Here is a 12,982-nt window from a genome sequence, read left to right as displayed (position 1 = left end):
CACCGTCGGACGGCCGTGCAGCACGCTGCCCGCCGTCCTGAACTGGGGGTTTCCATGTCCGCACGATCCATATCCCGTGTCTGCGCCGTCCTTGCCGCCGGAGCCGCCCTGGCCGGCGCCGCGGCTCTGCCCGCCACCGCCGCCGCTCCGCGCTCACCGATCGCCTTCGGCACCATCCAGTACGACAGCCCCGGCAAGGACGACGGCTCGCAGCGCAGCCTCAACGCCGAGTGGGTCACCGTCACCAACACCGGCCGCTCCTCCGTCAACCTCAAGGGGTGGACGCTCAGCGACCGCAGCCACCATGTGTACACCTTCGGCGGCTTCACCCTGGGCGGCCACACGTCCGTACGCGTCCACACCGGGATCGGCCGCAACTCCCGTACCGACGTGTACCAGAACCGTCGCGCCTACGTGTGGAACAACGCGGGGGACACCGCCACGCTGCGCGACAACCGCAACCACGTCGTCGTCACCAAGTCCTGGGGCCACCACTGATCCCGCCACGCACCAACTGATGGGCGTGTAGCGGTAGTTGACGACGGCCGGCACCTCGGGAGGGGAGTGCCGGCCGTCGCCCTGCCCGTATGCCCGCGCCCGTTGCCCCGGGAAAGGGAACCGGCACACCTATGCGTGCATCTTCACCGGCGGCGTCGGGCCGTGGGTGGGACTCTCGGGATGCCCGGGCCTCTCATGGGGATGGGGAATGTTCGCCGTGGGTGGGGCCTTCGGGGTGGTGTTCGGATGTGTGGGCCTGTTCTTCGCCGCGATCGGCTTCGGTGCGGCCGTGTTCCTGGGTGCGTCGGCCGACGACGGTGGCGGCCCGGTCCCTTTCCCGGACTCGTATCCCACCGCAGGACCCTGGGCGCCGCGTCGGACCGAGCCGAGCCGGACCGGGCTGTCGCAGGCCTGTGGGGTGGAGGATTTCTGGTGTGGGGGAGGGTGGTGGGATGATGGCGCGATGTCTGATCGTGTTGTTGTTGCCGCTTGTGACGGGGCTTCGAAGGGCAATCCCGGCCCTGCCGGATGGGCGTGGGTGATCGCCGACGCGGAGGGGCGGCCGGAGCGTTGGGGCGCGGGGCCGCTCGGTACCGCAACCAACAATGTCGGCGAGCTCACCGCCCTGGAGCGACTCCTGGAAGCAGTCGAGCCGGGCACGCCCATGCAGGTGCGCATGGACTCCCAGTACGCCATGAAGGCGGTCACGCAGTGGCTGCCGGGCTGGAAGCGCAACGGGTGGAAGACCGCGGCGGGCAAACCGGTCGCCAACCGTGAACTCGTCGAGCGCATCGACGAGTTGCTGGCCGAACGGGAGGTGGAATTCGTCTATGTCCCCGCACACCAGGTGGGCGGGGACCCGCTGAACGCCATCGCCGACCAGGCCGCGAGCGACGCGGCCACCACCCAGCGGGCCGCAGGTACCGCCCTCGGCGACCAGGAGATGCCGGTGCCCGCACCGGCACGCGCCGGCGCGACGCGAGCCAGGCCCGCCACCGCGCGGAAGGCACCGTCCGGGGCCAAGTCGGCGGCCTCGGGAGCCGGTTCGGGCAAGCCGCGGACCATCAAGGCGAAGTTCCCCGGACGCTGCCCGTGCGGCCGACCCTATGCCGCGGGTACTCCCATCATGAAGCGTGAGCAGGGCTGGGGTCACCCGGACTGCAGCCCTGTGGTGTGAGGCACGGGGCTGCCATGTCACCTGTCCGGTCGGTGGTTGCGGGTGTGCCGGGCGAGCCGGCACCACGCGCCGGTCAGTCGGTGGCCACGGGGGTGACGGCGTCCTCCCCCTTCTTGACGTCGCCGTCCGCCGGGTCCGCGGACGCCTGGGCGGCGCCGCTCTCGGGAGCCGTGTAGAAGACGGACCGGTTCTGCCGGGTGCGCTGCGCCTGCCCCTTGGCCACGAGGTTTTCGAGGGTGTTGCGCACCACGGTGCCGGCGATGCTGCGGCCGGGGTGGGCCTCGGTGAGACCCGCCGTGATCTCGGCCGCCGAGCGCGGCTCACCACTCTGGGCGAGGTGGGCCGCGACGAGCTCCCGCAGCGTGGGAGTGCCCCCGGATGCCTTGGCCTTGGCGGCGGGCTTGGCCTGCTTCTTGGCGGCGCGACCTGCGGACTTGGCTGCGGAACGCGCCTGAGGGATGCGCGGGGCCGAAGCCCCGGCAGCCTTCTTGGGGGCCTTGCCCGGCGCGGGCACGGCGGGGGTGCCGATCGCCTGCTGCATGGATGCGAGCAGGGCGTGGTTGTTCTCCAGGACGCTCAACTGCTCTTGGAGCGCACTGATCTGGCCGGCGATGTGTTCGCGTTCGGCGACGTTGCTGTCGAGATCGCTCTGGATCTGGGCAGCGTACTGGGACTGGAGCGTGGTGCTGTCCGGCACGAGTCGTTCCTCCGGGGCGTGTGCGTACGTGATTGCTGCCGGATGTTACGCGCCTCCACTGTGTAGGGGCACCCACTTGACAGTAGATGAGACCGCTCAGGGTGAATGAGTCTGTCCGCGACGGTCCGCAGGCGTCGGAGTGATGACACCATCAGGCGTCGGAGTGACGTCACCACAGTGATCTGACGTCACTCTGGTGTCACGTACCGGAGTTCGCGCTCGCCCAGGGTGCGCCGCACACATGCCGCGACGACATGGCTGAGGCTTCCGGTGCGGGCGAACAGCTCGCGCTGGATGCGGGCGCCGTTGCCACGGGCGAGCAGCTCCGCCGTCGCCTTGTGGGCCCACGCGAAATCCCCGGTGTCTTCGAGCGCCCCCCGTACGTGATCGAACAGGGCCCGTGCGACGACGGGTGCGGGGGCCGGTCGCATGGTCAGCGGGTGCAGCAGGTTGTCGTCGACCCCCGAGCGCGCGGCCCGCCACGCGGCGAGCCGCAGCAGTTGCACCCCGTGGCCCAGTGGCGGCCGTCCCCCGCGCCAGTCCCGGGCGGCGGTCTCGACCAGCGCGCGGACCAGACCCGCCACGAGCAGCGTGGTGGTGGCATCCAGGCACACGTCCGCCACGCGGATCTCCACCGTGGGGTAGCGGTGGGAGAGCCGGGCGTCGAAATAGATCATGCCCCGGTCGTGCACCACGCCGCTCGTCACCATGTCGTCGACCTGGGCGTGGTAGCGCTCGGCCGAGCCGAAGACACCCGTCGGCCCGGACATGGGCCAGCGCCCCCACACCCTGCTGCGGTAACTGCTGTAGAGGGTGTCGTTGCCCTGCCAGTACGGCGAGTTTCCGCTCAGCGCCGTCAGGACGGGCAGCCACGGCTGGATCCGGTCCACGACGGCTACGCCCTCCTCGTCCGACGTGACTGACACATGCACGTGGCATCCGCAGGTGAGCTGTTCCTGGGTCGTCAGACCGAACTGCTCCTCCATCCATCGGTAGCGGCGGCCCTCATTGACGGCGGGCCGGACGGGCAGGGGAGAGGTCGCGAGAGCGGCGACCGCCGCTCCGGCTTCGGCCGCGTGCCGGGCCGCCTCGTGGCGCCAGCGGACGATTTCCGCGCCGAGCTCTTCCATGTCGACGTGCGGCTTGGTGCCGAACTCCAGCTGCTGGCCTTGCAGTTCACGCTCGAACGTGTCCTTGGACGGGCCGCCTCCGTCGGCGGCGCACTTGCCCAGCCGGGCCAGCACCTCCGAGGACAGGGCACACGGCTGCCCGGTGCCCGGATCGACCAGGAGCAGTTCCTCTTCCACGCCTACGGTGCGCAAAATGACGCTCCCATCCTGTCCGAGCGCCCATCGGGCGGCACGGTAAACGGCCGGGGGCACCAGCATGCCCGGCCGGTGCCGCCCCCGACTCCTGGTGAGGGGGCCCTCTTTCGGTCACACCCGGGAGGGCCGCGCACCGCCTGCCCCAGGGGCCGCCCCCGCACCTCTGCCGTCACTCGGGCCACAAACCTGCCCGGCCTGACACGCCACCGACCGGGGGGAATCCCCGGCGGGCGGGTGCCTGGGCGGTATTCCTTGGGGCGCGAGGCGCGGGCGCGAACGCCGTCGGCCTCGTGCCACCACACATGGAGTTCCACCACGTGAAGCTCCACCACATGAAGCGCTTCACGAGATGAACCCCGACCGCATGAAGCCCCACCACACGAACCGTCCCCGCATGGGCCCCGACCACACAGGCGCTCACCACATCGCCCACCTGGACATGGGTCCCACCACATGGCCCCCACCACAGGAAAGTCGCACACCACCCGAACGTACGGATTAGGAGAGATCTGCCGATGCGCGTAAGTCTTGTTGCCGCCGGGGCCGTCGTCGCCGCCGGAGTCCTTCTCGGTGCCGCCTCCGGCCCGGCCGCCGCCGCCCCCTCGGGCACCGTGTCCGCCAACCCGACCGGGACTGTCTCCAAGGACGGCACCATCACCCTCTCGGGCACCTACCGGTGTTCCGTCCCGTCGGGATCCGGTCCGGTCTTCGTGTCGAGTTCGGTGCGGACCGGCGACGTGCAGCACGGCATCGGCGGCACGTCCGCGGTGTGCGACGGCGCCGAACACACCTGGGTCAACCAGGCCAGGCCGTACGGGACGCCGCTGCCGTCCGGGCCGGCCAGGATCGAGGCGACCCTGCTGCAGCTGAACACCCGCAGCGGCCTCCCGCTGCCCGCCATCCTCGCCGCCGACTGGCACGCCCTGGACCTGCGCCCCGCCAAGGACTGACGGCGCGCCCCACGCCGTTCCGGCACCCCCGACGTCTGAAACCGCTTCTGGTTGCCTGCGCAAGTGTGCGGACAGTGAGTTTCGGACATACCTGCATTCATGGGGTGCGGGGGTGCACTGTCCCCTTGAATTGCTCGCCCTGAGGCGGGGGAAGTCCTCTGCCCGTGAGCCTCAACATCTGCAATTCATCCGGCTGTTGCCCTGACCTGGCCGATGATTTTCTTGATCCACTGTCAGGATGGCGCAAGAAACGACCGAAAGTGTCCTGTTTGTTTTGACTCCTGATCGGCGCGAGGTGAAGGTCTCGTGTATGTCCCCTTCGTCCCGGGCCGCTCCCAGTGGCCTGCTCCGCATGCGCGATTTCCGATTTCTGCTCGCCGGAGCCGCGGCCGGGCAGGTCGGCGCACAGGTCACCCTGGTCGCCCTGCCCCTGGTGGCCGTGCTCGAACTCAAGGCGCCCGCCTTCCAGGTGGGGCTGCTCACCGCAGCGGAGACCGCCGCCTTCCTGCTCATCGGTCTGCCCGCGGGGGCCTGGGTCGACCGGATGCGCAAGCTGACCCTGATGATCCGCGCCGACGTGGTCCGCTCCCTGGCCATGGCCAGCGTCCCGCTCGCCGCGGTCGCGGGCGTGCTGACCATGGGCCAGCTGTACGTCGTCGCCCTGGTCGTGGGTGTCGCGACCGTCTTCTTCGACGTGGCCCACCAGAGCTATCTGCCCCAACTCCTGCCCAGGGAGCACCTGGTGGCGGGCAACGGGGCCCTTGAGACGGTGCGTTCCTCGGCGCAGGTCGCCGGGCCGGGGCTCGGCGGCGGACTCGTCCAGCTCGTCGGGGCACATCTGGCGATCGTGGCCGACGCCATCGGCTACGCCGTCTCGGCGCTGTTCCTGCTGGCCATCCGCCGCCCGGAGAGCAAGCCCGAACCGGTCCCCGGCGCGTCCCTGCGCAAGGAGGTCGCCGAAGGCCTGCGCTTCGTCCTCGGCCACCCGCTGCTGCGCGTCATCGCGGGCACCACCGCGCTGGGCAACTTCTTCACCGCGATGCTCATGGCCACCCAGACCATCTTCCTGGTCCGGGTCCTCGACCTGCCTCCCGCCGCCGTCGGTGTGATGCTCTCGGCGTCGGCCGTCGGCGGACTCGCCGGCGCGCTGTGCGCGGGCCGCCTGGCCGGCCGTTTCGGCCAGGCCCGCGTCATCTGGCTGTCGGCCCTGGTCACCGGGCCGTTCGCGCTGCTGTGGCCGCTGTCGGGCAAGGGCCTGGCCGCAGCGCTCTTCGCGGTCGCCTCCGCCATGGTCTTCTTCGGTGCCGTGGTCTACAACGTCGCCCAGGTGAGCTTCCGTCAAACCCTGTGCCCTCCGCGTCTGTTGGGGCGTATGAACGCCACCCTGCGCTTCATGATGTGGGGCACCCTGCCGCTCGGCGCGCTCGTCGGCGGCACCGTCGCGGACGCGTCCGGCGCGCGCTCCGCGCTGTGGATCTGCGCGATCGGCTTCCTCGCAGTGCCGCTGCCGCTGCTGCTCTCCCCGCTGCGCCGGATGCGCGACCTCCCCGAGACCGCGCACCCCGAGACCCCCGAGACCGCGCACCCCGAGGACGGCGATCGGCAGGGTACGACGCCGGGCCACGACGAGACCGTCCCCGTCGCCTGACTCATAGCGACCGCTGACTCATAGCGACCGCCCGGGCAACTCCCCTTGAATGCAGGCCAGTTCAAGCCCGCCGCCCCCCCCCCGCCCGAGAGTTCCCAACCCCGAGAGAGGATCACGTGCTCCCCAGCATCACGGGCCAGTATCTGGCCCGCTACCAGCGCCTCGGCGCAGGTGACCCGGCGGCCGGACTGCTGCCCGTCACCGGGGCCCAGCGGCGCTTCCTGCTCGTGCGCTCCCTGGATCCAGAGGGCCGCGCCGACATCGTCCCGATGTTCTTCGCCTTCCCGCGCGGCACCGTCGACGCGGCACGGCTGCGCGCCGCCGCGAACCACCTGGCCGCCCGCCACCCGGTACTGCGCCACCGGCCGTGCGTCGTACGCGGCACGCCCGCGCTGCGGCCCGAACCGGCGGACGTACCCCTGGAACACGTCGCCCGCGCACCCGGCGAGGACGCCGAGGACGCGCTGCGCCGGACCCTGGCCGGGTGGGCCGCCGAGGGCCCGCCGCTGCGGCTGTTCCTCGCCGACAGCGGCCCGCGCGCCGAGGAGGAGTTGCTCGCCGTCGTCCTGGACCACACCGCCTGCGACGGCCAGTCGCTCGCCCGCATCGTCGAGGAACTCGGCGACGCCTACCGCGACCGTCTCGGCCCCGACGACCTGTCGCCCGCCGAGGCGGCCGCCGAACTCGCCGCCTACCGGGACGCCGTCCTGCGCCAGCTCGACGCCGAGGACCACGCCGCCTCGCCCCGGGCGCTGGCGTACTGGGGGGAGCGGCTGCGTACGGTACGCGAGCGGGCCCCGCTGCCCGGCTCGCGACCCATATCCGCCGAACTGCCCACCGGCGCAACCGAGTTGAGGCTCCCCTCGCCCGCCGGGGGCGTCCCCTTCCCGGTGCTGCTCGACGCCTGCCGGGTCGCGGCCGGGACCCTGTTCGGAGCGGGGGCGGTGTCACCCGTCGGATACCCGTGGGGCGGCCGCCCGGCCGGTGCCGAGCCAGTGCTCGGCTGCTTCCTGAACACCGTGGTCTTCCCGGCCGACACGGGCAGCGCCCCGGCGCCGGAGGTCACGGCCACCGACTGGTGGGACGACCTGGACCGCGCCGACACCCCCTTCGACGAAGTCGTACGGGCGGCCCGGGCGGGCGGATCCGCCTGGTCCGGCAGGCTCGACGGCCTGCTCACCGTGGACGACTCCCGCAACCGGACCCCGCTGAGGCTCGGCGGGACGGCGGGCCGCGAGGTGCACATCGGCGGCCGACAGGTCCGCGCCCCTTTCGCTCTCTCCGCCACCCAGGGACCCGAACTCCACCTCCGTATGGTGTGGGACCGCTCGGTCCTCGACGACGCCGCTGCCGAAGACGCCTTCGCGGCCCTGTGCGGAGCACTGCCCGCCGAGGCCCCCGCCCACTGAGCCCGGCCGGTTCCGTCTCCCGCGCGGACGTACGACCGCGTACCCCCTGAACTCCCAGCATCCGGCCGTGCCGCGCGATCCGCGGACCGGTCGGCGCGCCGCCGCGCGGGCGCACGAACGCGTCCCGTGCCACCCGACCCGACAACCCAAGGGATCGCCCATGCTCCCCCTCTCCTCCTCGCAGGAGATCGTCTGGCTGCACGAAGAAGTGCAGCCGGGCAGCCGCGCCTACAACTTCACCGCCTCCCTCGACCTGTGGGGCACCCTCGACGTCGAGGCCCTGCGCAGCGGCCTGACGGCCACGCTGGCCCGCCATCCCGGGCTGCGGCTCGAACTCGTGCCCGTGGCGGGTGCGATGCCGGGCCAGCGGGTGGCCGACGTCTGCCTGCCGCGCCTGCGCACCGTGGACGTCACCTGGGAGGCCGACCCCGAGGCCGCCTTCGAGGAGCTGCTTCGCTCGGAGGCGGAGACCCCCCTCGACACCTTCGAGGCACCTCTGCTGCGCTGGACCCTGGTCAAGCTCGCCGACGACCAGCACCGGCTCATCCACGTGGAGCACCACCTGATCCACGACGGGCACTCGTTCGCGATCCTCCTGAACGACGTGTTCAGCGTCTACCGGGCTCAAGTGCTGGGTGAGAGCGTCGAGTTGGGAACTCCCAGCTCGTACGCCGACCATGTGCGCACACGGGCCGAGGACGTACGGGCGAAGGAGCTGGGCGCGAGCCTGGAGTACTGGGCCGATGCGCTGCGCGACGCCTCGTACGACATGCCGCTGCCCGGTCTGACCCGGCCCGGCGCGCGGCGCCGCCACCACGGCGGCCAGCTGCGCCAGTCCATCGGAGCGGACCTCGCCGAGCGGCTGCGCGCCCACACCCGCGAGCGCGGCCTTACCCCGTTCGCCACCCTGCTCGGCCTGTTCGCCGAACTGTTGCGGCGCCACAGCGGTCGCAGCCAAATGGTGGTGGGAACCGCTGTGGGCAACCGGCCGCGCGGCTTCGAGGACGCCGTCGGTATGTTCGTCAACACCATTCCGCTGCGGCTGAACCTGGACTCGGGCGCACCGGCCGAGGACGCCATGGACGAGGTGACCGACACCCTCATCCGCGCGCTCCCGCACCAGGAGGTGCCGGTCCAGGAACTCACCCGGGCCCTCGGCCTGCACACCTCGGGTGCCGACAACCCGCTGTTCAGCGTCATGTTCAGCGCCCACGACGCGGCCCTGCCCGAAATCGACGTGCCCGGGCTCGACATCACCCTGTTCGAAGGGTTCAACACCGGCACCACCCGCTTCGACCTCGACGTGGTGCTGCTCCCCGACGACCGGCGCGGCGTCAGCCTCCGCCACGGCGCGGCCGGCATGACCCTCGTCTGGGACTACGACGCCGACCTGTTCGGCGAGGACGTCGCCAAGCTGCTCGCCGACCGCTTCCTCGACCTGCTGCGCGCCTACCTCGACGCGCCCGCCACCGCCCTCGCCGACCTCGCGCTTCCGCCAACTCCCAAGGAAGCAGCGCCTGTTGCTGTCGTGACGCCGGACGGCCGCGACCCGCTCGACCCGGCCGCCGCCCAGGACCCGTCCCTGCCCGCCCTCCTCATCGGCGCCCGCCGCCTCACGTACGGGGACCTCGACACGCAGGTCGCCTCCCTCGCCGAGCGGATGCTGGCCGCGGGCGTCACGGCAGGCCAGCCGGTCGCCGCGGTGCTGCCCCGCGGCGCCGACTCGGTGGTGACGCTGCTCGCCTGTCTGCGGACCGGCGCGGTGTACTGCCCGCTGTCGCCGTCCGACCCCGCCGCCCGCCTCGATCTGCTGCTCGAACGCCTCGGCCCGGCGCTCGTCCTCACCGCCAAGAACAGCCCGGTACGCATCCCCGACGGCCTGCCCGGCGCCGAAGTCGATGCCCCCACCCTGCCGACCGCACGCTCGGCGCAGATCGTGCCGAACGCGGCGTACATCATCCACACCTCCGGCTCCACCGGCATCCCCAAGCCCGTCGCCGTCGGGCGGGACGCGCTGATCAACCATCTGACCGGTGCGGCAGAGCGGTTCGGCCTCGCGGCCGGCGACCGGGTGCTCCTGTTCGCGCAGCCGTCCTTCGACGTCGCCCTCGAAGAGGTGCTGCCCTCGCTGTACGCGGGCGCCTGCCTCGTCGTACCCGAGCAGGACGTGCCGACCGGCACCGAGCTGGCGGAGCTCCTGGCCGCCGCCCGGATCACGGTGGCCAACCTGCCCACCAGCTACTTCCTCGCCACCCGCGAAGACCTACTGCCGGTCCTCAAGGAAGGCCGCTGGACGCCGCGCCTGCTCGTCCTCGGCGGCGAACGCATCCCGGCCGACGTGATGCGCGCCTTCTTCGCCGACACGGACACCGGCCGGGAATTCGGCGTGCTCAACGTGTACGGCGTGACCGAGGCCGCGATCAGCTCCACCGTGCACGAGATCACCCGTGACAGCCTCGTCGAAGGCGCCGAGATTCCGCTCGGCACCGAGCTGCCCGGCGAGCGGATCCACGTCCTGGACGAGGGCCTGCGACCGCTGCCCACCGGCGCGGTCGGCGAACTGGCCATCGCGGGCGCCGGGTTGGCCGAGGGCTACGTCGGCAACCCGGAGGCCACCGCGGCCCGCTTCGTCACCGTCGAGGCGCTCGGCGGCGAACGCGTCTACCTCACCGGCGACCTCGGCTACCGAGGCCAGGACGGACTGCTCCGCTTCCTGGGCCGCCGCGACAACCAGATCAAACTGCGTGGTTACCGCATCGAACTCGAAGAGGTCGAGGCCGCCGCCTCCGCCGCACTCGGCGGCCGGTCCTGCGCCGTCGTCCTCGACAAGGAGGCCAGTGGCGGCCCCCGCCTGGTCGCCTTCCGCGAGCGCGCCGACGAGGTCGAGGAGTGGGACGAGCAGGCCCTGCACGCCCAGCTGAGCACCCGCCTCCCCGGCGCCCTCGTGCCCAGCCGCTGGGTGCTCCTGGACACCATGCCGACGCTGGCCGGAGGCAAGCCCGACCGGGTGGCCCTCGCCCGCACGGCCGCGGAGCTGACCCCGGCCGCCCCGGTCGAGGAAGCCGCCCCGATGCCGGACCCCACGCTGTCGGACGACCCGGCCGTCGTGCTGCTCGCGGAGGGCTGGCGCGAGGTGCTCGGGCACGACCGCTTCGAGGAGAGCTCGCACTTCTTCCACATCGGCGGCCACTCGCTGCTCGCGGCCCAGCTCGCGGCCTGGCTGGAACCCCGCCTGGGCGAACGCCCCTCGCTGCGCCTGCTCTTCCAGCACCCGGTCCTCGCCGACCAGGCCCGCGCCCTCGCCGAGGCCGCACCCCGTGCCGTCGCCGAGACCGCCGCTTCCGCCCTCGCCGGGACCGCCACCCCCGCCCTCGCCACGCCGAAGGAGTCGTGATGACCGAGCAGTTGATGGACCGTCAGGAAACCGGCCGTACGAACGCCGCCTTGAGCGTGCTGCACGGCGCGCCCCTTCCCGGGTCCCCCGAGTCCGGGGTGTTGTCGCGCTACGAGGAGTGGGTGCGCCGCTCCCCAGGGGCCCCAGCGGTGATCGACGGGGAGTGTCGCTGGACGTACGCGCAGCTCGACGAGGCGGCCGAGGCGGTCGCGAAGGCGCTGGCCGACCGCGTCCGGCCCGGCGACCTCGTCGGCGTCTGCCTCGACCGTTCGGCGGCCTTGGTGATCACCGCGGTCGCGCTGGCCCGGATCGGCGCGGTCTATCTGCCGCTCGGCCCGCGCCCGGGCGAGCGCCGTATCGCGGCGGTCACCGACGACATCGGCGTCGTCTGCCTCATCGGCGACCCTGATGTCCTGACGTCCCGTCAAAATGGCGTCGAGAACGTCGAGTTGCCCCTGTCGGGCGAAGGGGTCAACGCCGCCGCCTCCGTCGTCGCGGCCTTCAGCCCGGTCACACCAGGTGCCCGGACCGCCCCACCCGAGGCCCTGTACGCCGTGCTCACCTCCGGCTCCACCGGCCGGCCCAAAGCCGTCGCGGTCGCCGAACCCGCCCTGGCCGCACTCCTGGACTGGTACCGCGCCGAGACCGGGCTCGCGCCCGGCGACCGCCAGTCCCTGCTGATCGGCGTCGCCTTCGACCCGCACCTCCTTGAGCTGTGGGGCGGCCTCACCTCCGGCGCGGCCCTCATACCCGCCCCGGACGACGTCCGCTGGGACCCGGCCGCCCTCACCGACTGGTGGCGCGAGGCCGAGGTCACGGTTGCCGTGTCGGCCACCCCCATGATCGAGCCGCTCCTGGACCGGCCCTGGCCACAGGACCTGAAGCTGCGTCACCTCATGGTCGGCGGCGACCGGATGCGCCGCCGGCCCGGCCCCGACGTGACCGCCACCGTCCACAACGCCTACGGTCCCGCCGAAGCCACCGTCGTCACCACCACCCACGCCATGCGGGCCGACGACGCGGACGTGCACTCCGACGCCCCACCGCCCATCGGCACCCCGATCGCGGGCGCCACCGTGGCTGTCACCGACGCCGACGGCACCGTACTCGCACGCGGCGAGGACGGCGAACTGCGCATCGGCGGAACCTGCCTGGCCCTCGGCTACCTGGACCCGGAGCTGACCGCGCGCCGCTTCACCGCCCCCCTGCCGGAGCTGCCCGGCGTGGACCGCATGTACCGCACCGGCGACCGGGTACGCATGCTCGACGACGGCCGGCTCGTCTTCCTCGGCCGCCTCGACGACCAGGTGAAGATCAGCGGAGTGCGCATCGAACCCGCCGAGGTCGAGGCCGCGTTCGAGCACGACGCGGCCGTCCGCAGCGCCGTCGTCACCGCCCCCCGCGACACCGGGGGCCGCGCCCGGCTCGTGGCGTACGTACTGCCGACCCCTGGCGCCGCGCCCGCAACGGACGAACTGCTCGCCGGAGTACGGGCCTGGCTGCCCGAGCAGGCCGTGCCCTCGACCGTGCGCGTCGTGGACGCCTTCCCGCTGGACGCCAACGGCAAGGTGGACCGGGCCGCACTCCTCAAGCACGCCGAGGAAGCACCTGGGGCAACCGCGAACGACCTCGCCCTCCCGGACGACGCGACCGCCGACGAGCGACTCGTCCTCACCTCGGTCCGTGACCTGCTCGGCCGCCCCGAGACCACCCTGGAAGACAACTTCACCGACGCCGGAGGCACCTCACTCCTCGCGGCCCGGCTCCTCGAAGTCCTGGAGAAGGAGACCCAAGTCAGGCTCCGCGCACCGGAGTTGCTGCGCCAGCCCGACCTTCGGGCGATCGCCGCCGTCATCGACAAGCGCCGCAAGGCGAGGTCCTGAC

The 12,982-nt window shown here is 72.3% G+C and carries 9 protein-coding genes; 7 read left to right on the top strand and 2 right to left on the bottom strand.

The window, feature by feature from the left end:
* The first annotated feature begins 54 nt into the window (after positions 1–54).
* Positions 55–498 (top strand): lamin tail domain-containing protein, encoded by a 444-nt coding sequence (locus tag ACWC2B_RS22050; RefSeq protein ID WP_450719070.1) that lies wholly within the window; start codon positions 55–57, stop codon positions 496–498.
* 463 nt (positions 499–961) lie between these two features.
* Positions 962–1,675 carry a ribonuclease H family protein gene (locus tag ACWC2B_RS22045; protein ID WP_450719068.1) on the top strand — a complete coding sequence of 238 codons (714 nt, stop codon included), beginning with the start codon at positions 962–964 and terminating at the stop codon, positions 1,673–1,675.
* Positions 1,676–1,748: 73 nt separating this feature from the next.
* Here ACWC2B_RS22045 and ACWC2B_RS22040 read toward each other — a convergent pair whose 3' ends face one another.
* Together ACWC2B_RS22040 and ACWC2B_RS22035 are read right to left on the bottom strand one after the other, a co-directional pair.
* Positions 1,749–2,372 carry a hypothetical protein gene (locus ACWC2B_RS22040; protein ID WP_450719066.1) on the bottom strand — a complete coding sequence of 208 codons (624 nt, stop codon included), beginning with the start codon at positions 2,370–2,372 and terminating at the stop codon, positions 1,749–1,751.
* A 188-nt stretch (positions 2,373–2,560) separates the two neighbouring features.
* Positions 2,561–3,694 (bottom strand): glutamate--cysteine ligase, encoded by a 1,134-nt coding sequence (locus ACWC2B_RS22035; RefSeq protein WP_450719064.1) that lies wholly within the window; start codon positions 3,692–3,694, stop codon positions 2,561–2,563.
* Positions 3,695–4,212: 518 nt separating this feature from the next.
* Between ACWC2B_RS22035 and ACWC2B_RS22030 the strand changes: the two genes are divergently transcribed.
* From ACWC2B_RS22030 to ACWC2B_RS22010, 5 genes are all read left to right on the top strand, one after another.
* Positions 4,213–4,647, top strand: a complete 435-nt coding sequence (locus ACWC2B_RS22030) for a DUF6299 family protein (RefSeq protein ID WP_450719062.1) — start codon at positions 4,213–4,215, stop codon at positions 4,645–4,647.
* A gap of 352 nt (positions 4,648–4,999) precedes the next feature.
* Positions 5,000–6,295 (top strand): MFS transporter, encoded by a 1,296-nt coding sequence (locus tag ACWC2B_RS22025; protein ID WP_450719060.1) that lies wholly within the window; start codon positions 5,000–5,002, stop codon positions 6,293–6,295.
* Between the two features lie 116 nt (positions 6,296–6,411).
* Positions 6,412–7,704: a condensation domain-containing protein gene (locus tag ACWC2B_RS22020; protein WP_450719058.1), complete on the top strand. Its 1,293-nt coding sequence runs from the start codon at positions 6,412–6,414 to the stop codon at positions 7,702–7,704.
* Positions 7,705–7,864: 160 nt separating this feature from the next.
* Positions 7,865–11,098, top strand: coding sequence for a non-ribosomal peptide synthetase (locus tag ACWC2B_RS22015; protein ID WP_450719056.1), 3,234 nt, complete (start codon positions 7,865–7,867; stop codon positions 11,096–11,098).
* The gene (locus tag ACWC2B_RS22010; protein WP_450719054.1) at positions 11,098–12,981 is read left to right on the top strand and encodes a non-ribosomal peptide synthetase; all 1,884 of its coding nucleotides are present in this window, start codon (positions 11,098–11,100) and stop codon (positions 12,979–12,981) included. The genes ACWC2B_RS22015 and ACWC2B_RS22010 overlap by 1 nt, the downstream gene beginning before the upstream one ends.
* Position 12,982 lies beyond the last annotated feature (1 nt).

The sequence above is a fragment of the Streptomyces sp. NPDC001415 genome, assembly GCF_053597395.1.
The sequence above is the reverse complement of the archived record's forward strand: the minus strand, read 5'-3'. Positions and strand labels throughout refer to the sequence as shown.